Source organism: Mesorhizobium sp. B2-3-13, from assembly GCF_006442195.1.
GTDB lineage: Bacteria > Pseudomonadota > Alphaproteobacteria > Rhizobiales > Rhizobiaceae > Mesorhizobium > Mesorhizobium salmacidum.
Genome location: NZ_VFVQ01000025.1, coordinates 50,745 through 68,246, shown reverse-complemented (window position 1 = coordinate 68,246; position 17,502 = coordinate 50,745). Strand labels below are relative to the sequence as shown.

Sequence of the window (17,502 nt, the reverse complement as noted above, 5' to 3'; positions counted from 1 at the left end):
GGAACTCTGGCTAACACCCGGATTTTCCGGGGTTTTCAGAGGTCACGGTGGAGCAGGATTCCGCTGGAACCGGGGCTGACATTTTCGCCCTGAAACCTGAGCATTTCCACAAACCATTGCATTTCAACGCAAAATATGATTATATTGAATGCATATTCAATAAAAAGAAGAGACGTTTCATGAACCCGCACCTCCGTGACGTGGCAATCCCGAACGATTGGGACCGGCGGGGATTGCCGGGCTGGAGTTACCATTCCACCGCCCTTCTCGAACTGGAGAAGGAGCATGTCTTCCGCAATCATTGGCAGATCGCCGGGCATATCTGCGACATACCCAATGCCGGCGACTACCTCACCATGGATATCATCGGCGAGCGCGCTTTGATCGTGCGCGGCAAGGACGGCGTCGTGCGCGGCTTCAACAACATGTGCCGCCACCGCGGCAGCCGCGTCGTGGCCGACAGCCAGGGCAATTGTAAGAACGCGCTGGTTTGCCCGTTCCATGGCTGGGTCTACAATCTTGACGGTACGCTGCGCGGCGCCGCCCGCCCGCGCTCCTTCCCCGATCTCGACAAGACCGAGTTCGGCCTGATGCCGCTCGATCTCGAAATCTGGATGGGCTTCATCTTCATCCACTTCCGCAATGGCGGGCCACAGCCTTCCGTCGCCGAGCTGTTGAAGCCGATCGAACCCGAATTCGCGCATTACAATGCCGCCGACATGGTGCCCTCCTGGGGCATCTGGACCCAGAAAACACCGGTCAACTGGAAGTCCGTGCGCGACGTCGACAATGAAGGCTATCACGTCGCCATGGCGCATCCGGCCCTGCAGGATCTCTACGGCGCCACCTATTTCGACGAGCCTTTCGTCAACGGCGTCTCGCGCTCCTTCGCCACCTACAACCCGCATGCCGGCCGTCGCTGGAGCGTCAGGAACTACGTCAAGATCGCGCCGGAGCCGACGCATCTGCCGGACCATCTCAGGAAGGCCTGGGTCTATTACGGCATCTTCCCGAACGCCGTCCTGTCGGTGATGCCGGAATCGGTGCAGTTCTATCAGGAGTTCCCGCTATCGACGGGTGAGACGCTGCTGCGTGGCGCCATCTATCGCTACCGCGACGAAAGTCGCGAGCAGGCCGCCGCCCGCTATCTCTCCTTCCGTATCGATCGCGACACCATGTCGGAAGACGTGCAGCTTTCGGTCTGGTCGAACGAATCCATGCTGTCCGAGTCCTTCGAGGGTTTTTACTTCTCCGACCTCGAATATGGGGTGCGCACCCACCACGACCATCTGCGCAAGCAGCTTCCGGTGCTCGGCCTGGAAACAGCGCCGGAAGAAAAGGACATGTGGAACCTAAACGATGCGCTGAGATCGCGAGGGTAGCGGCGCAAGCCGCGAAGCTCTCCCCCCACAAGAGGAAGATTGGCTATCACCCCCGCCAGACACCCTCTTTCCTGAGGTCATCCATGGTGCGCGAAATGCCTTCGCGCAGGATGCCGACCATGTCGTCGATCTGCTCGCGCGTGATGATGAGCGGCGGCGACATCACGCACATGTTGATCAGTGGCCGCACCAGCAGGCCAAGCTCATGGCAGTGGGCGTCGATGCGTTTTCCGACATTCTTGTCGAGTTGCAGCGGATCCTTGCTTTCGCGGTCGGCGACGCATTCGACACAACCCATCAGCCCCACACCGCGCACCTCGCCGACCAGCGGCAGCTCTTCCAGCGTCTTCAGCTGCGCCTGGAAATAGGGGGCGACCGCCTGCGCGTGGGCAAGCACGCTTTCTTCCAGCAGGTCGAGGTTCTTCAAGGCCACCGCGCAGCCGACGGGATGGCTGGTGTAGGTCAGCCCGTGGCCGAACATTGCGTCGGGATGGTTCGAGCGGCGCAACTCCTCCAGCAGCCGTTCCGAGATGATGACGCCGCCGAGCGGGAAATAGCCTGAGGTGACGCCCTTGGCAAAGGTGATCATGTCGGGGTCGATGCCGAAGACGTCGCCGGAGGCAAAGACATGGCCAAGCCGGCCGAAGCCCGTCACCACCTCGTCGGAAACATAGAGAATGTCGTCGTCACGGCAGATCTCGCGGATGCGCTTGAGATAGCCGTCGGGCGGCACGACGACGCCGCCGGACGCCTGCACCGGTTCGCCGACGAACGCGCCTATTCTGTCGGCTCCGACGCGCGCGACCGCGTCGCGGAACTGGTTGACGAGGAAATCGGTGAAGGCAGCGATGCTCATGCCTTGCGGACGCCGGAACGGGTCGGGCGAGGAGAGCTTGACCACCATATCGCCGGCGCCGTCCATCCAGTCGCGATCGCGCGGGCGGCCATTGAGCGAGGCCGAAAGATAGGTCGAGCCATGGTAGGCGCCGCCACGGCTCAGGATCAGCTTTTTTTCCGGCCGGCCACGTACATTGTTGTAGAACTGCATGAAGCGCAACGCCGTCTCGACCGCGGATGAGCCGCCCGTGGTGTAGAAGACATGGCTGAGGTCGCCTGGGGCATGGCCGGCGATACGTTTGGCAAGCTCCGCCGATGGCGCGTTCATCGTGTACCAGGGCGTGTTGTAGGACAGCGCCATCGCCTGGTCGTACATCACCCTGGCGAGTTCCTCGCGACGATGGCCGACATTGACGCACCACATGCCGGCCGGGCCGTCGATGAGCCGCTTGCCGGTGTTGTCGGTGATGTAGATGCCATCGCCCTCGCCGATCAGCGCACGCGCCTCCGAACCGACGGAACCGGCATAAGGCCAGGGCTGGATGAGATGACGCTTGGCCAGCTCGACCGCATCGTCGCCGCCAGGGCCAGCCGTTTCGCCTGCCTTCAGATCTCTCACCGCCGCCATCATCGCCTCCACATCACCGAATTTTCCCGGGCATCAATCCGGTTCGCTATGGCCGAAATCATCGCTCCGCTCACACTATTTTGAATGTCCGTTCAATCAACATTGCAGAAATGGCGCTTGATTTCAATCCGCGGATGCGCGCATGATGAAAGAAAGCCGGCAAGGGGAACAATAGCCGGCGCCAGCCCAATGGGATGCCGTATGGCGGGACAGTCCAGGCCAGCAACCGAGATCACAACCGGAGCCCCGCCCTCTGGTGCCTTGCAATGACGGTGGCTGCGGAAGGGTTGCCTCCGTTGCGCACGACGCGGGCCAGACGAAATGCTCTTCTGCAATCCGAGCCCGTACAGGGCTTTGCCCTGATCAGCCCGACCTTGCTCTACGCGCTCATCCTGCTGGTCCTGCCGATACTGGTGGTCATCGCCCACTCCTTCTGGACGCAGCACTACCTGACCATCGACCGCACCTTCACGCTGGAGAATTACCGCGTCGCGCTGACCGAGCCGATTTACCGCGATCTGTTATGGCGCTCGCTCTATATCTCGCTGACGGTCAGCCTGTTCACCGTCGTCCTCGCCTACCCGATCGCGTATTTCATTTCCTTTCACGGCGGCCGTCACAAGAGCCTGTGGCTGTTCCTCATCACCATCCCGTTCTGGACCAGCTATCTCTTGCGCGTGATGTCGTGGAAGGTCATCCTGGGCTATAACGGCGTCTTGAATTCCGGCCTGATGGGTCTGGACATCATCGACGAACCGTCGACAGCCCTGCTCTACAATTCGAGCGCCGTCATCATCACCCTTACCCATGCCTGGGCGGCCTTCGCCATTCTGCCGATCTTCGTGTCCCTGGAGAAGGTCGACCGAACGCTGGTCGAAGCGGCCACCGATCTAAGCGATGGCCCCTTGCGCTCGTTCCTGCGCGTGACCTTGCCGCTCTCGGCGCCTGGCATCATTTCCGCGGCGCTGATCGTCATGGTCCCGACGGTCGGCGACTACGTCACGCCAAAGCTCGTCGGCGGCAAGGACGGCGTCATGATCGCCAACGCCATCCAGGCACAGTTCGGCAAAGCAGCCAACTGGCCGCTCGGTGCCGCACTTTCCGTCACCACCATGCTGATCGTCTCCCTGATGGCCGGCGCCACGGTGCTGATCATCCGCACTTTGCAAAGGATGGCGCGATGAGGGCGCGGCGCCTCCTGCCGGGCGGCTGGCTGTCCGCCTACGCGTTCCTCTATATTGTCTTCCTCTATCTGCCCGTCATCTTCCTGCCGATCTTCTCGATCAACACGGCGGCGACGCCGAAATTCCCGCTGACCGGCTTCACCCTGCAGTGGTACGAAGACCTGCCGCGCACACCAGCGCTGCTCGACGCCGCCTGGAACAGCCTGATCGTCGGCGTCTCGGCGGCCGTCCTCTCGACCGTACTCGGCATCCTCGCCGCCCGCTCGATCACCCGCTACCGCTATCCCGGCCGCCGCGCCATCAATGGCCTGATCATGGCGCCGATTGTGCTGCCTGAAGTGATCGTTGCCATCTCCATGCTGCTGGTGATGCTGCAGCTTGGCTTAAGCCTGTCGCTGTTCACCGTCGTGCTCGGCCACGTGCTGATCTGCATTCCCTATTCGATGACAGTGTTGACCTCCGGCTTCGAAGGTTTCGACCGCAGCCTCGAGGAAGCCTCCGCCGATCTCGGCGAGAGCGCCTTCGGCACTTTCCGGCGCGTGACGTTGCCGATGGTGGCGCCGGCGATCATTTCCAGCCTGCTGGTCTGCTTCACCATCTCTCTGGATGAATTCATCATCGCCTTCTTCCTCACCGGCACCGAGGCGACGCTGCCGATCTACATCTGGGGCCAGTTGCGTTTCGCATCGAAACTGCCCGGCGTTCTGGCGCTGGGCACGCTGCTGCTGGTCGCCTCCTTCCTGCTGATGACGATCGCCGAAATGCTGCGTCGCCGCGCGGCCAGACGCACCCAGAACGAGGGAGGCCTCTATGCCTGAGCGGCCGCGGATCGAGCGCACTCACGCGGACAGGATCCAATCCGAAAGACCGATGATTGAGATCCGCAACGTCACCCGCAGCTACGGAGCCTTCAGGGCGCTGGACGACGCCTCCTTGACCATCAGGGAAGGCGAGTTCTTCTCGCTGCTTGGTCCGTCCGGCTGCGGCAAGACCACGCTTTTGCGCATGATCGCCGGGTTCGACAATCCGACCAGCGGTTCGATCGCGGTTGGCGGCCAGTCCATGGAAGGCATCCCGGCCAACCGCCGGCCGACCAACATGGTGTTCCAGAGCTATGCGATCTTCCCGCACCTCAATGTCGAGCAGAACGTCGCCTACGGACTGAAGCGGCTGAAGCTGCGGGCCGGCGAGGAGAAGCGCCGCGTCGAGGAAGCGCTGGCGCAGGTCTCGCTCACCGGCCTCGGCAGGCGGCTTGCCACGGAGCTTTCCGGTGGCCAGCGCCAGCGCGTCGCGCTCGCCCGTGCCCTGGTGATGCGGCCCAAGGTGCTTTTGCTCGACGAGCCGCTCTCGGCGCTCGACAAGAAGCTGCGCGAGCAGATGCAGGTCGAACTGCGCCGCCTGCAGCAGGCCGTCGGCATCACCTTCGTATTGGTCACCCACGACCAGTATGAGGCGCTCGCCATGTCCGACCGCATCGCCGTGATGTTCGGCGGCAAGATCGCCCAGGTCGCCTCGCCGAAGGAAATCTACCAGCGCCCGGTCAACCGCCAAGTCGCCGACTTCCTTGGCGGCATGAACTTCGTCAAGGCCGAGATCGTCGAGGAGAACGGCGCCTCGCTGATCGTCGACACGCTGGGTTTCGGCCGCATCAAGACCGACAAGCCCAAGGCTTTCGTGCGCAACGGCGGCGGCGCCACGCTCGGCATCAGGCCTGAGCGCCTGCGCGTGCTATGGGACAATGCGACAGCCAAGTTCGAGGTCGCCGGCAAGGTAGTCGAGCGCCACTATTTCGGCGAGATCACCCATCTGATCGTCGAGATCCCCGGGCTGGAAAAGCCGCTATCGGTGACCGAGACCAACGATTTCGGTGCCGATGATATCCCAGTCGGCACCTCCATCCGCCTCGCCTACGATCCCGAAGCCCTGGTCGCGATGGCCGACTGAACGTCGACGATGATCCTGCGCGCCGCGATGCGCCCGGCCACGATCGCGCCTTCGACATAGCCCGGGAATGACGGCGACAGTTCCGACGAAGCGAAATGCACCGGCGGCGCACCGGCAAGAATGGTGCGCTCGGCATCCCTCGCCGTCACATCGACGATCAGGTCGCTATAGGCACCGCCGCTCCAGCCATCATGCGTCCAGTCGCGGCGGTTGAAATCGAGAATATCGGCAGCCTCCGAACCAAGAGCCTCCACAAGTCTCGTCGTCACCTGCGCCCGCAGGTCCGCCTGGCCGAGTTCGTGCCAGCGCAGCGCCAGCGGCCCGCCAATGAAGACGACTAGCGCCGCATGCTCGGAATCCCTGCTGGCGTCGCAGGCAAACAACCCCGGCAGATCCCGCCACATCACCATCCCGCTCAAATTCCGTTCGCGCCAGAATGGCTTGGGATAGCGCACCAGGATCTTGATCACCGCGCCGCTTTCCCAGGCGCCGAGCGCCGTTTCCAGGGCTGCTGGCAAGGCTGGCGTAAAATCGAGCTTCGCGGCTGTCGCCGGCGGCACGGCGACCAGAACTTCGCGCGCTTCGACCACGCTATTGGTCGAGACAACCCGAACCCCTGGCGGACCGTATTCGATGCGGCTCACCGGTTCACCGAGCCTCACACGGCCGCCGAGGTCCTCGGCCAGATCATCGGCCATCGACTGCATGGTCTCGCGCAGGGAATATTGCAGCTCCGGCACCTCGTTGGTGATGCGCCGGTCATTGTCGATGAGATACCACAGTGGCACCTTCTCCAATGCCAGGCACCACAGGCCTTCGATCATCGACCGGAAGGCCGCCTTGGCCTCGCCGGCGTCATCCTGCATCTCCAGCCACCCGGCAACGGTCAATCCCGCAATGGCAGGATCGTTGGGCTCGATCCTGTTCATGCGCTCGCGGATTGCCATGGAGGCGTGATAGGTCCGCTCGGCCTGGCCGACCGACATTGACGGGTGGGTGATGAAATCACCCTCGACGTAAGTCTCGACGAATGTCTTGCCGCGAGCCCGGGCCAGTTCCATCAGCCGCGGCATGTCCTCGCACAGGAATTGGCCGCCGCTGTCGATGCGCTCGCCAAGTCCATTTCGCACGGTCTCGACGCGGCCGCCGACACGATCGCGGGCCTCCACAAGCACGAAGTCGACGCCGGCGCGCTTCAATTCAATCGCGGCCGACAGGCCGGTGAAGCCGGCGCCGACGATAACGACGTCGGTTCTTTCGATCTTGTCGTTCAATAGCCAGCCTTGATCTTCTCGAACTCGTCGATCATGCGCTTCTTCAGCTCCGGCGGTACCGGCTGCTGGAACAGGGTCTTGTCGAGGAACTTGTCGAGATTGTCGAAGCCGCGGTCGGCCAGCACCTTGTGGTCGATTTCAGCCATCCCGGCGCCATTGCCGTGGCCGTAGCCGAAGGTCTTGACCAAATAGTCCGACACGCCGGGCGCGTTGACGGCGCTGAGGAAATCATAGGCCTCGTCGAGCTTACCTGGCGCATCCTTCATCAGCACATAGCCGCATACCCAGGTCGAAATCCCTTCCTTGGTCTCTCGGTTCATGGCGATCGGCAGGCCCTGTCCCTTCAGCGTCACGAAGGTCTCGTTCCAGCCCCAGACGAGATCGACCTCGTTGCCGATAAAGGCCTGGTTGAGGTCGGTGTCGTCGGTCCAGTAGAAACGGATGTTCTTGTGCACGTCGCGTAGGAAAGCGGACGCCTGCTTGAACTGGTCGTCGGTCATCTTAGTCCAGTCCTTGAGACCGATGACCAAACTCGCCAAGGCATAGGCGTCATCAACATTGTCGCCGATGGTGACGCGGCCCTTGAACCGCGGATCGGCGAAAATATTGAGCGACTGCGCCTGTTCGGCCGTCACCTTGTCGGTGCGGTAGAGCAGCGAGGTGTTGCCCCAGTCGAATGGCATGAACCAGGCCTTGCCGTCGGCGGTGACGGCGAGATCCTTCATCGCCATGATACCGGGATTGAGATCCTTCCAGCCTTCTATCCTGGACGTGTCGAGCGGCAGCAGCATGCCGGCTTCGCGCCACTTCACCACGCTTTGCGAGCAGGGATGCGCGATATCGGCCTTGAAACCCGCCCGCATCTTCTCGAACGCCTCGTCCTCGTCGCCGAAGAAAGCGAAGGTCGGCTCGGCGCCGTATTTGGTCGTGTAGGCCGGGTGTAGCAGCGGGTCCTCATAGCCCGACCAGTCGAACACGACGAGGTCGCCGCCGCCCTCGGCGAGCGCATAAACCGCGCCGGCACCGAACGTGCAGGCAGCGGCTATGACAAGGCGGCGAAGCACGGAATTCATGGTGCGAAAAACTCCCCCATCGCGAAAGATGCCGAGAGCGAGGTTAGGCAAATTCAAGCGCTTTGGCGAGCCCATCCGCCGCTCCTGCGGACGCACGGACGGGTCCGCCAGTCAAAGGCTTAATAGCCCGCTTTGATCTTCTCGAACTCGGCGATCATCTTGAGCTTGAGATCCGACGGCAGCGGCTGCTGGAACAGCGTCTTGTCGACGAATTTCTGCACGTCGTCATAGCCCTTTTCCTTCAGGACGGCCTGATCGACGCCGGCCATGCCCTTGGCATTGGCCTGGCCGTAGCCCCAATCCTTGACCAGCACCTTGGCGATCTCCGGATCATTGACTGCGTTGAGATAATCATAGGCCTTGTCGGTATTGCCGGGTGAGTCCTTGAACAGCACATAGCCGCAGACCCAGGTCGAGATGCCTTCCGCCGTGTCCTTCTTCGACTTGATCGGCACGCCGGCGGCGACCGACTGCACGGTCGCATCGTTCCAGGCCCAGGCGAGATCGACCTCGCCGCCGCTCAGAAGCTGGACGACGTCGGTGGTGTCGGTCCAGTAGGAGCGCACATTCTTGTGTACCTGGCGCAGGAAGTCGGAGGCCTGCTTGAACTGGTCGTCGGTTATCTTGGTCCAGTCCCTCAGGCCGATGGCGAGGCTCGCCAGCGCATAGGCATCGTCGACATTGTCGCCGATCGAGACCCGGCCCTTGAACTTCGGATCTGCGAACGCTTTCAGCGACTGCACGTCCTTCTCGTCGATCTTGGAGGAATTGTAGGTAAGCTGCGTGTTGCCCCAGTCCCAGGGCATGAACCAGGCTTTTCCGTCATCGGTCGTGGCGAGATTCTTCATCGCCATGATGCCGGGATTGAGGTCCTTCCAGCCCGTGATCCTAGAGGTGTCGAGCGGCTGCAGCAGGCCAGCCTCGCGCCACTTCATCACGCTCTGCGAGCAGGGATGGCCAAGGTCGGGCTTGAAGCCGGAACGGACCTTCTCGAACGCCTCGTCCTCATCGCCGAAGAATGCGAAGGTCGGCGAATCGCCGTTCTTCTCGACGTATTTCGGGTGGAAGCCCGGGGCCTCGTAGCCGGACCAGTCGAACACGATAAGATCCTTGTCGGCGGCGATCGCCAGGGCGGCGGCGGAAGCCGCCAGTGCACCGGCCAGTGCAAGCGTCAGTGTCAGGCGTCTTGTCAGTGTCTTCATTGCTGCTCCATCCTCTGTGATTTTCTTATGATTTCGTTGGGCCGGCCGCCTTCCGTGGGTAGTGTTTCGGGAAAGCCGCCGACAGGAATTCATTGGCCGCCTGCAAGGCAGTCTCGCGGGTCGTGTCCTCGGTGCCCATCATCAACCGCAGCCACAAGCCTTCCAGCATGGCGCTCAGCGCCAGCGCCATGACCTGCGGCTCGTAGGCGTAGCCGCCGTTTTGCTTGAGCGCCGTGCAGAGGTCGATGAAAATATTCTGGTAAACGGCATCCCGCGCGCTGCTCAGCGCCTGGTAGGTCGGCCGCGATTTGGCTTCGCCCCAGAAGGCGCACCAGGCGGCAAGCTTGCGCTTGTTGCAGATCGAGCGGTCGAAATCGGCCGCGACCAGCGCCTGGAGCTGGTCGGCAGGATCATCGCCTGCCTTGTGCAGCGCATTGCGCCAATGCGCCGAGTATTCGTCATACATGTACTGCAAGGTCGCGATGAGCAGCTTTTCCTTGCTCTCGAAATGGAAATTGACGATGCCGCGCGACAGACCGGCGCCATCGGCGACATCGGCCATCGTCGTTTCCGAATAGCCGCGCTTGGCCAGCGAATCGATCGTCGCCTCGATAAGCTGAAGCTGCCTGACCTCCTTCGCGGCCTTGCGCCCGCGCTTTTCGGATTCAGCCTTCCGTACGGGTTCAAGGAGCGCGTCCCTGGCGTCTGCCGTCTTCATGCGTATGATGGTCTCCAGCATCGCCGGCTATCCCTTTGCGTCCGGCTTCCACCCGCGAAGATGAGTGGGACGGTGCTCGCCACTGTCAAGCACCTTCTGCATGGCTTCCAAGGTTCGAATGTTGTCGACACAGGCCGACCGACCACGGCAGCAACGGCCGAATAGCGATCCCTTCAACCCCATAGCGCCTCTAGGAGCGGATGGCGGTGTAGTCATACTCCGGCTCGGCCTCCGCCGTTTCGATCATCAGCCCTCGGTCCCCAATGGACGAACGCCTGTTTCGAACGCCGGCAAAGCGTAATCCATGTCTGGAAAAATGCAACATCATTTGTTGAACATTCATTCAGAATGGCTGGACAGAATGGCTGACGCCATGCCAAATTCCACGTATTCGGGGAACAGATCACGCGAAAATGAAGAGCGGGTCGCAGATGAGAACTGGGCCAAAATGAAAGCTTGGGACGCGATCATCATCGGCGGCGGACACAACGGCCTGGTCAACGCCTGTTACCTGCAGCGCGCCGGGCTCGACGTGCTGGTGGTGGAGAAGAACGACTGGGTCGGCGGTGCCGCCACCAGCCGCGAGCTGACGCCGGGCTTCCTCTATTCCAACTGCTCTTATGTCTGCTCGCTGTTCCGGCCCGAGATCATGCGTGATCTCGAGCTGCCGCGCTTCGGCCTGCAGGTGATTTCCTATGAAGGCGGCGCGGTCTTCACCCGGGATGGCGATTATCTAGCCAACTACCGCGACCACGACGCGCACCGGCGCGAATTCGCCCGCTTCTCCAAAAGGGATGCCGAGGCCTATGACCGATACTCCCGCGACGTGACGCGACAGTGCCGTTTCATCCAGCCGCTGCTGATGCGCACGGCGCCAGATCCGACCAGCCTGCGTCCGCGCGATCTCGGCGAACTGCTCTATCTCGGCAAGAAATTCGCCGGTCTCTCCGCCGAGGAAATGGCGCTGACCCTGCGCTTCTGGACCATGTCCATCTCGGACTTCCTCGACGAATATTTCGAGACCGATGTCATCAAGTCGAACTTCGCGCTGTCCGGCATCATTGGCACGGCACTCGGGCCGATGTCGCCCGGCACGGCTTACGTCCTGCTGCACCACTATATGGGCGAGGTCGACGGTTCGGTCGGTGCCTGGGGCTATGCGCGCGGCGGCATGGGCGCGGTCACCAAGGCACTGGCCGCTTCCTTCAAGGCCTCGGGTGGAACCATCCGCACCGGCGCCGAGGTCGACCACGTGCTGGTAAACAGAGGCAAGGCGAAAGGCGTCGTTCTGGCCGGCGGCGAGGAGATTTACGGCAAGCTGGTTGTCTCCAATGCCGACGTGAAGCGCACCTTCCTGAAGCTGGTCGAGGAAAAGGAACTGCCCGACATCTTCCTGCGCCGGGTCAAGAATTTCAAGATCCGGGGCTCCTCAGGCAAGGTCAACATCGCGCTCGATTCGCTGCCGGAATTTCCCGCGCTGCCGAAGGACTCGCCAGTCTATCGCGGCGACATGCATTTCACCGATTCGATCGAGCGCATGGAGCGCGCCTATGACGACTGGAAGGCCGGCCGCTGGTCCGCCGATCCCTTCCTCGACATGGTCATCCCGACGACACTCGACCCGACCATGGCGCCGCCTGGCAAGCATTTCATGAGCTGCTTCGTGCAGTACGCGCCGCACAAGATCGCTGGTCGCGAGTGGACGGACGCCGATCGCGACGGTTTTGCCGAAAGCGTGGTCGCGCAGATCGCTGAGTATTCGCCGGGTTTTCGCGACCACATCGTCCATATGGAGGTCCGCACGCCGCGCGAGATCGAAGCCGAGGTGGGCCTCACCGAGGGCAACATCTTTCAGGGCGAACTCACCTTCGACCAGCTGCTGTTCAACCGCCCGGTGCCGGGCTACGCGCAGTATCGTTCACCGCTCAGTGGGCTCTATATGTGCGGTTCCTCGACCCACCCCGGCGGCGGCGTCATGGGTGCGCCCGGACGCAATGCCGCGGCCGAAATCCTGCGCGATCTCGCAAAATCCACCTCGCATATGAGCCCGGCCCATGACGTCATCTGATGCACCAAAATGGGATGTTCTTGTCATTGGCGGCGGCCACAACGGGCTTGTCGCCGCCGCCACGCTGGCGAAGGCAGGTCGCAAGGCGCTGGTGCTGGAAGCCGGAGCCGATCTCGGCGGCGCCGCGCGCATCGAGGAATTCGCGCCCGGCTTTCGCATCTCGTCGGTCGCGCATGTGCTGAACCGGCTGCATCCCGATGTGGTGAAGACGCTGGGGCTGGAAAAACACGGGCTGCAAATCGCTCGCGCCGACTTCGCCCCGTCGGTCGCCTTGTCGAAGGATAGGCCGCCGCTTGTCCTGCATGGCGCCTATGGCGAGGTGCTGACCGGCGCCAGTCCGTCTGAACAGTCCGCCTGGAGGGAATTGCGCGCGCAACTGCTGCGCTATGCAGGCGTCCTGAAACCCTTCCTGTCGCGCCGGCCGCCCGATCTCGGCGGCATGTCGCTGTTCGAAGGCGCGGCACTTGGCCAGACCGCGCTGGCGCTGAAGAAGCTCGGCAAGGAAGACATGCGCGACTTCCTGCGCGTGCTTTTGATGAACGTTGCCGACCTGCTTGACGAACAGCTCGCCGACGACCGGCTGAAGGGGCTGCTCGCCTTCGACGCCACGCTCGGCAGCCATCTCGGCCCGCGTTCGCCGACCTCGCTGCTCGGCCTCTATTATCGTCTGGCCGGAGAGATCGGCGGTGCGGCCGGAGCGCAGATACTGCCACAGGGCGGGATGGGCGCGGTGGTCGCCGCCCTCCGCGCCGCTGCCGAAAAGGCTGGCGTCACGATCCGCACGTCGGTGCCCGTCGCAAGGATCATTGTCGAGAAAGGCCACGCCGTCGGCGTCGTCCTCGACAATAACGAGGAGCTTCGCGCCAGGACGATCGTCTCCGCCACCAATCCGGCGACCACCTTCCTCGAGCTTGTCGGGCCGCGCGGGATCGACACCGGCTTCATGCGCAAGGTCAGAAATATCCGCATGAAGGGCAATGCCGCCAAGCTCCATTTGGCGCTCGACCGGCCGCCGCAATTTTCCGGGGTCGATGCTGCCGGCAGCAAGGGGCGGCTGGTCATTGCGCCCTCCCCAGACCATATCGAGCGTGCCTTCAATCCATCCAAATATGGCGAGTTCTCGCCCGAGCCGGTGATGGAAATCACCTTGCCCAGCCTTGCGGACCCATCGCTGGCGCCAGGCGGCGCCTGCGTGCTGTCGGCCGTGGTGCAATATGCGCCTTATGCACTGAAGGAAGGCTGGGATGCCGGCAAGCCGAAATTCCTCGAGGCTATCATGGCTCAGTTGGAGGCCTATGCGCCTGGCATAGGCAAGACGGTGGTTCAAGCCGAACTGCTCACCCCTGCCGACATCGAGAAGCGCTTCCGCATGCCAGGCGGCCACTGGCACCATGGTGAACTGCAGGCCGATCAAATGCTGATCTCGCGCCCCGTCTCCGGCCGGTCGGGCTACGACACGCCGCTCGACGGGCTGTTCCTGGCCGGTGCGGGTTCGCATCCCGGTGGTGGTGTTTCGGGTGCGCCCGGCTTGAACGCGGCACGGCACATCATCGCGATGAAAGGGTGACGGGATGTCTCAATTGGCCAACACCGGCTTCCACTGCGAAGGAACGCTGCCATGACCAGCCAGCTCGACAACGCGGCCCGCAGCCTAGCGCAATCCCACTTCCGCACGCTGCGCATTGGCACGCCGTTCCAGCCGCGTATCGACGCGCTAGCCAAGACCCAGGACTGGTACAATTGGGCCGGCTACCGCGCGCCGCATTCGCTTTGGGACGAGGAGCTCGAATATTTCGCCATCCGCAGCCAGGCAGCACTGTTCGACATTTCGCCGATGACCAAATACCGGATCGAGGGACCGGATGCCGAAGCCTTTCTCGACCGCGTCACCTTGCGCGATGTCACGAAGCTCAGGCCCGGCCGTGTTCACTACACCGCGTGGTGTGACGACGAAGGTTTCGTCCTGGACGATGGTACGCTTTTTCGCTTGTCGCCGACACGCTTCCGGCTGTGTTCGCAGGAGCGGCATCTGCCGTGGCTGCTGGACAGTGCCCTTGGCTTCGACGTCATTGTCGAGGAAGAAACCGAGGCTGTCGCAGGGCTCGCCTTGCAGGGCCCAACCGCCTTCGCCGTGCTGCGCGATGCCGGTTTCGCCGGTGTCGAGAAGCTGAAAATATTCGACCTTGCCGAGTTCCCGCATGACAACGGCACGGTCACCATCTCGCGCACCGGCTTTACCGGCGATCTCGGCTACCAGCTGTTCGTGCCGGTCGACAAGGCGCTCAGCCTGTGGGACCGGTTGATGGCCGCGGGCGAACTTCGCGGCATCCGCGCCATCGGCTACACCGCGCTTAATCGGGCTAGGCTCGAAGCCGGGCTGATCGTCGCCAATGCCGATTTCACCACCGCCGAACACGCCATTCGCGCCGACCGCCGGCGCATGCCCGACGAGCTCGGGCTCGGCTTCATGATCGATCTGGAAAAAGGCCATTTCAACGGCCGTCGTGCCATTCTCGAAGCGAGGGCGAAACGCAAGCTGCGCCATGTCCTGGTCGGGCTGGAGATCGAGGGCAACATCCCGGCCGAACACGCGATCGTCTACCACAAGAAGTCAAAGGACGTCGGCCTGGTCAGCGCCGCTATGTGGTCGCCGACGGCCAAGCGCAACATCGCCATCGCCTCGCTGGCGCGGCCGTATGGTGATACTGTCGTGGAGGACCTCTGGGTCGAGATCTACGCCATGCGCGAGCTGCAGTACCAGAAGCTGATGAAACGGGCCAAGGTCGTGGCGCGGCCTTTCATAAAGCTCGACCGCCGCACCGCCAACCCGCCATCGGATTTCTGACCATGACCGAGGAAGCGGGCAAGCACCAGGAAGAAGGCGAGGCCACCGAGCAGTGGGAGCTGGTCAACACGCCGCTCGGCGAGAAATGGTCCGGCCGCACGCGCTATGCCGCCGCCATGTTCTTCTACAAGCAGGGCGAGATGAGCGCCGAGACGCTCGAAGTCTACCGCATCTGCGCGCGGTTGGATGCGGAAAACCCCTTGCCGATCATTCGCGATCGTGGTGTCGGCAAGAACTGGCTGAAGCGCATGGGCTTCGAATAAACCACTCTAACCTATCGTTCTTTCCAGCATGCTCAGCCAGTTGCGGTAGGCGATCTTTTCGATCAGCGCGCGGCCGAAACCGCGTGCCGCCAGCGCATCGATGAGTTTCGGCAGGCCAGCGACGTCGCCGATGACGGCCGGGATCATGGCACCGTCGAAATCCGAGCCGAGGCCGACGCCGTCCTCGCCCAAAGCCTGCAGCAGGGAATCGATATGGCGCACCATGATGTCGAGGCTGGTGTCGGCATTCATGCGGCCGTCCTCGCGCAGGAAGCCGGTGGCGAAGTTGAGGCCGACCATGCCGCCGGACTCGCGGATCGCTCCAAGCTGCCAGTCCGTCAGATTGCGCGAATGGCCGCAGATCGCGTGCACGTTGGAGTGGGTGGCGACCAGCGGCGCATCGCTAAGTGCTGCAACATCGCGGAAGCCCTTCTCGTTGAGATGCGAGAGGTCGATCATGATCTTCAGTTCATTGCAGGCCTTGACCAGCGCCTTGCCGGCATCGGTCAGGCCAGGTCCGGTGTCGGGCGAGGACGGAAAGCGGAACGGCACGCCATTACCGAACGCGTTCGGCCGACTCCAGACGATGCCGAGCGAACGCAGGCCCGCGGCATGCAGAACGTCGAGCATGGTGAGTTCGGGATCGATCGCCTCGACGCCCTCGATGTGGAACACCGCGGCAATCGTGCCTTGTGCCATGGCGTTGCGCACGTCGCCGGCACTGCGGCAGATCGCCAATGCGCCGGCGCGCTCAAGCCGGAACAGGATGGACGCCATGGCGATCGTCGAGTTGAGCGCATCGGCGCGTGGAACCTCGGGCGGCAGCGGCTCGCTGTCGCTCGGCGCCGAAGGCACGGCGCTGCGCCGCGCTTTCTCGACCGGCGGCGGGAAGATGGCGAACATGCCGCCGGCGAATCCGCCGGCCCTCGCACGCGGCAGGTCGATATGGCCGCCCGATTTCCCGTCGATGAACAGCTTTTCGACGTCGCTGTCCTTGGACTGATAGAGCCTCAGCAGCGTGTCGTTATGGCCGTCGAAGACGGGGACGAGGTCGGAATCTGTCATAGGGGGTCATTCGGTTCGTTCATCGGCGCGGGAGCGATATATCATACCCACTTAGGCAAGATGTGCTACCCGCGCAAATGACAAAGCCTGTCCGACCTATTGCTTCAGCACGTCGGCCCATTCCGGATGGCGGCGGAACTGGGCGTTGGCGAACGGGCAGAGCGGGATGATCTTCTTGCCCGCTGCCCGCGCGTCCTCGACGGCGCGGGTGACGAGCCGAAGCCCGGCGCCCTGGCCGCGAAAGGCGTCCGGCACTTCGGTGTGGTCGATGATGAGCTGGTGCTCGCCGATCTTGGTGAAGGTCATCTCGGCCTCGGCGCCGCCGGGGCCGCGCAGGAAGTAGCGACCCTTGGATCCGCGATCTTCAAGTTCGATCTCTGGCAGTTGATCGGGCATCTCTACACTCCTTGGACGACACCGGCAAAAAGCCGCCGCGCCGCCTCGATTTCGTTTGGCCGCACCTCGTGCCCGCCTTCGTGCCACTCCACTGTGACATCGGCGCCATCGGCACGCAAATAGGCTTCCAGCCGCGCCGTCAGGTTCGGCGGGCAGATCGGATCGCGCCTGCCGGCGGTCACCAGGATTTGACGGCCGGCAAGGCTGCCTTTCACCTCCGGTTCGAACGGGATCAGCGGATGCATCAGCACCGAAGCGTCGAACAGGTCAGGGGCTTCGAACACCAGCGAGGCCAGGATGTTGGCGCCGTTGGAATAGCCGAGGCCCAGCACGGCCGACGGCGTCGCAGCCTCGACATGGGCCTTGACGAATTCAGCCATCTTGCCCGTCGCCCGCGCCAGGTCGTGCATGTCGTAGACGCCCTCGCCGGTGCGGCGGAAGAAACGCGCCGCGCCTTGTTCGGAAACATCGCCGCGCGGCGAGATGATGGTGGCCTGGGGCGCGAGATCACGCCCCAGCGAAACAAGCTGGCTCTCGTCGCCGCCCGTGCCATGCAAGACGAAGAGCAGCGAACCGCCCGGCGGACCGGGCAGCACCTTGTGGATGAAAGCGTCCTTGCTCAT

The 17,502-nt window shown here is 62.9% G+C and carries 16 protein-coding genes; 8 read left to right on the top strand and 8 right to left on the bottom strand.

All coding sequences use genetic code 11. The annotated features are described in order from the left end of the window. Nucleotides 1–179: 179 nt before the first annotated feature. The gene (locus tag FJ941_RS24930; RefSeq protein ID WP_140509793.1) at nt 180–1,382 is read left to right on the top strand and encodes an aromatic ring-hydroxylating dioxygenase subunit alpha; all 1,203 of its coding nucleotides are present in this window, start codon (nt 180–182) and stop codon (nt 1,380–1,382) included. A 46-nt stretch (nt 1,383–1,428) separates the two neighbouring features. Here FJ941_RS24930 and FJ941_RS24925 read toward each other — a convergent pair whose 3' ends face one another. Beyond that, nucleotides 1,429–2,847, bottom strand: a complete 1,419-nt coding sequence (locus FJ941_RS24925) for an aminotransferase (protein WP_140509792.1) — start codon at nt 2,845–2,847, stop codon at nt 1,429–1,431. A gap of 266 nt (nt 2,848–3,113) precedes the next feature. On the opposite strand from FJ941_RS24925, the gene FJ941_RS24920 reads away from it, so the two are divergent. Genes FJ941_RS24920 through FJ941_RS24910 form a run of 3 tightly spaced genes read left to right on the top strand, consistent with a single transcriptional unit; the run spans nt 3,114 to nt 5,975 of the window. Next, entirely contained in the window at nt 3,114–4,031 is a 918-nt protein-coding gene (locus FJ941_RS24920) for an ABC transporter permease (RefSeq protein ID WP_140509790.1), read from the top strand. Continuing rightward, on the top strand, nt 4,028–4,849 hold the full coding sequence (locus FJ941_RS24915; protein ID WP_140509788.1) for an ABC transporter permease: 822 nt from the start codon (nt 4,028–4,030) through the stop codon (nt 4,847–4,849). Before FJ941_RS24920 ends, FJ941_RS24915 begins: the two co-directional genes overlap by 4 nt. A 52-nt stretch (nt 4,850–4,901) precedes the next feature. After that, nucleotides 4,902–5,975 (top strand): ABC transporter ATP-binding protein, encoded by a 1,074-nt coding sequence (locus tag FJ941_RS24910; protein WP_140509786.1) that lies wholly within the window; start codon nt 4,902–4,904, stop codon nt 5,973–5,975. Here the strand turns inward: FJ941_RS24910 and FJ941_RS24905 are convergent. The 4 genes from FJ941_RS24905 to betI form a co-directional block, all read right to left on the bottom strand. Next, the gene (locus tag FJ941_RS24905; protein WP_140509784.1) at nt 5,939–7,249 is read right to left on the bottom strand and encodes a flavin monoamine oxidase family protein; all 1,311 of its coding nucleotides are present in this window, start codon (nt 7,247–7,249) and stop codon (nt 5,939–5,941) included. The genes FJ941_RS24910 and FJ941_RS24905 overlap by 37 nt on opposite strands. Further along, nucleotides 7,246–8,322, bottom strand: coding sequence for an extracellular solute-binding protein (locus FJ941_RS24900; RefSeq protein WP_140509782.1), 1,077 nt, complete (start codon nt 8,320–8,322; stop codon nt 7,246–7,248). Before FJ941_RS24900 ends, FJ941_RS24905 begins: the two co-directional genes overlap by 4 nt. A 119-nt stretch (nt 8,323–8,441) precedes the next feature. After that, nucleotides 8,442–9,524 (bottom strand): ABC transporter substrate-binding protein, encoded by a 1,083-nt coding sequence (locus FJ941_RS24895; RefSeq protein WP_140509780.1) that lies wholly within the window; start codon nt 9,522–9,524, stop codon nt 8,442–8,444. A 25-nt stretch (nt 9,525–9,549) separates the two neighbouring features. Next, entirely contained in the window at nt 9,550–10,263 is a 714-nt protein-coding gene (gene betI / locus FJ941_RS24890) for a transcriptional regulator BetI (RefSeq protein ID WP_140509778.1), read from the bottom strand. Nucleotides 10,264–10,690: 427 nt separating this feature from the next. Here betI and FJ941_RS24880 point away from each other — a divergent pair, with 427 nt between their 5' ends. Genes FJ941_RS24880 through FJ941_RS24865 form a run of 4 tightly spaced genes read left to right on the top strand, consistent with a single transcriptional unit; the run spans nt 10,691 to nt 15,418 of the window. Beyond that, on the top strand, nt 10,691–12,310 hold the full coding sequence (locus FJ941_RS24880) for an NAD(P)/FAD-dependent oxidoreductase (protein ID WP_140509776.1): 1,620 nt from the start codon (nt 10,691–10,693) through the stop codon (nt 12,308–12,310). Beyond that, nucleotides 12,297–13,877 carry an NAD(P)/FAD-dependent oxidoreductase gene (locus FJ941_RS24875; RefSeq protein ID WP_140509774.1) on the top strand — a complete coding sequence of 527 codons (1,581 nt, stop codon included), beginning with the start codon at nt 12,297–12,299 and terminating at the stop codon, nt 13,875–13,877. The genes FJ941_RS24880 and FJ941_RS24875 overlap by 14 nt, the downstream gene beginning before the upstream one ends. Before the next feature lie 51 nt (nt 13,878–13,928). Beyond that, entirely contained in the window at nt 13,929–15,155 is a 1,227-nt protein-coding gene (locus FJ941_RS24870; RefSeq protein ID WP_140509772.1) for an aminomethyltransferase family protein, read from the top strand. 2 nt (nt 15,156–15,157) lie between these two features. Then, nucleotides 15,158–15,418: a hypothetical protein gene (locus tag FJ941_RS24865; protein WP_140509771.1), complete on the top strand. Its 261-nt coding sequence runs from the start codon at nt 15,158–15,160 to the stop codon at nt 15,416–15,418. A gap of 6 nt (nt 15,419–15,424) precedes the next feature. On the opposite strand, the gene FJ941_RS24860 is transcribed toward FJ941_RS24865, so the two are convergent. The 3 genes from FJ941_RS24860 to FJ941_RS24850 all read right to left on the bottom strand — a co-directional run bounded on the left by FJ941_RS24860 (nt 15,425) and on the right by FJ941_RS24850 (nt 17,502). After that, nucleotides 15,425–16,483: a dipeptidase gene (locus FJ941_RS24860; RefSeq protein ID WP_140509769.1), complete on the bottom strand. Its 1,059-nt coding sequence runs from the start codon at nt 16,481–16,483 to the stop codon at nt 15,425–15,427. A 96-nt stretch (nt 16,484–16,579) separates the two neighbouring features. After that, nucleotides 16,580–16,879, bottom strand: a complete 300-nt coding sequence (locus FJ941_RS24855) for a GNAT family N-acetyltransferase (RefSeq protein WP_006200562.1) — start codon at nt 16,877–16,879, stop codon at nt 16,580–16,582. Nucleotides 16,880–16,881: 2 nt separating this feature from the next. Next, nucleotides 16,882–17,502, bottom strand: coding sequence for an alpha/beta hydrolase (locus FJ941_RS24850; protein ID WP_140509767.1), 621 nt, complete (start codon nt 17,500–17,502; stop codon nt 16,882–16,884).

Excerpts from the sequence above, each read along its gene's own strand:
- FJ941_RS24865 (WP_140509771.1), top strand. The coding sequence starts at position 15,158 with ATGACCGAGGAAGCGGGCAAGCACCAGGAAGAAGGCGAGGCCACCGAG.
- FJ941_RS24875 (WP_140509774.1), top strand. The coding sequence starts at position 12,297 with ATGACGTCATCTGATGCACCAAAATGGGATGTTCTTGTCATTGGCGGC.
- FJ941_RS24930 (WP_140509793.1), top strand. The coding sequence starts at position 180 with ATGAACCCGCACCTCCGTGACGTGGCAATCCCGAACGATTGGGACCGG.
- FJ941_RS24910 (WP_140509786.1), top strand. The coding sequence starts at position 4,902 with ATGATTGAGATCCGCAACGTCACCCGCAGCTACGGAGCCTTCAGGGCG.
- FJ941_RS24860 (WP_140509769.1), bottom strand. The coding sequence starts at position 16,483 with ATGACAGATTCCGACCTCGTCCCCGTCTTCGACGGCCATAACGACACG.
- FJ941_RS24855 (WP_006200562.1), bottom strand. The coding sequence starts at position 16,879 with ATGCCCGATCAACTGCCAGAGATCGAACTTGAAGATCGCGGATCCAAG.
- betI (WP_140509778.1), bottom strand. The coding sequence starts at position 10,263 with ATGCTGGAGACCATCATACGCATGAAGACGGCAGACGCCAGGGACGCG.
- FJ941_RS24880 (WP_140509776.1), top strand. The coding sequence starts at position 10,691 with ATGAAAGCTTGGGACGCGATCATCATCGGCGGCGGACACAACGGCCTG.
- FJ941_RS24915 (WP_140509788.1), top strand. The coding sequence starts at position 4,028 with ATGAGGGCGCGGCGCCTCCTGCCGGGCGGCTGGCTGTCCGCCTACGCG.
- FJ941_RS24870 (WP_140509772.1), top strand. The coding sequence starts at position 13,929 with ATGACCAGCCAGCTCGACAACGCGGCCCGCAGCCTAGCGCAATCCCAC.
- FJ941_RS24925 (WP_140509792.1), bottom strand. The coding sequence starts at position 2,847 with ATGGCGGCGGTGAGAGATCTGAAGGCAGGCGAAACGGCTGGCCCTGGC.
- FJ941_RS24920 (WP_140509790.1), top strand. The coding sequence starts at position 3,114 with ATGACGGTGGCTGCGGAAGGGTTGCCTCCGTTGCGCACGACGCGGGCC.
- FJ941_RS24895 (WP_140509780.1), bottom strand. The coding sequence starts at position 9,524 with ATGAAGACACTGACAAGACGCCTGACACTGACGCTTGCACTGGCCGGT.
- FJ941_RS24850 (WP_140509767.1), bottom strand. The coding sequence starts at position 17,502 with ATGAGCAAGGACGCTTTCATCCACAAGGTGCTGCCCGGTCCGCCGGGC.
- FJ941_RS24900 (WP_140509782.1), bottom strand. The coding sequence starts at position 8,322 with ATGAATTCCGTGCTTCGCCGCCTTGTCATAGCCGCTGCCTGCACGTTC.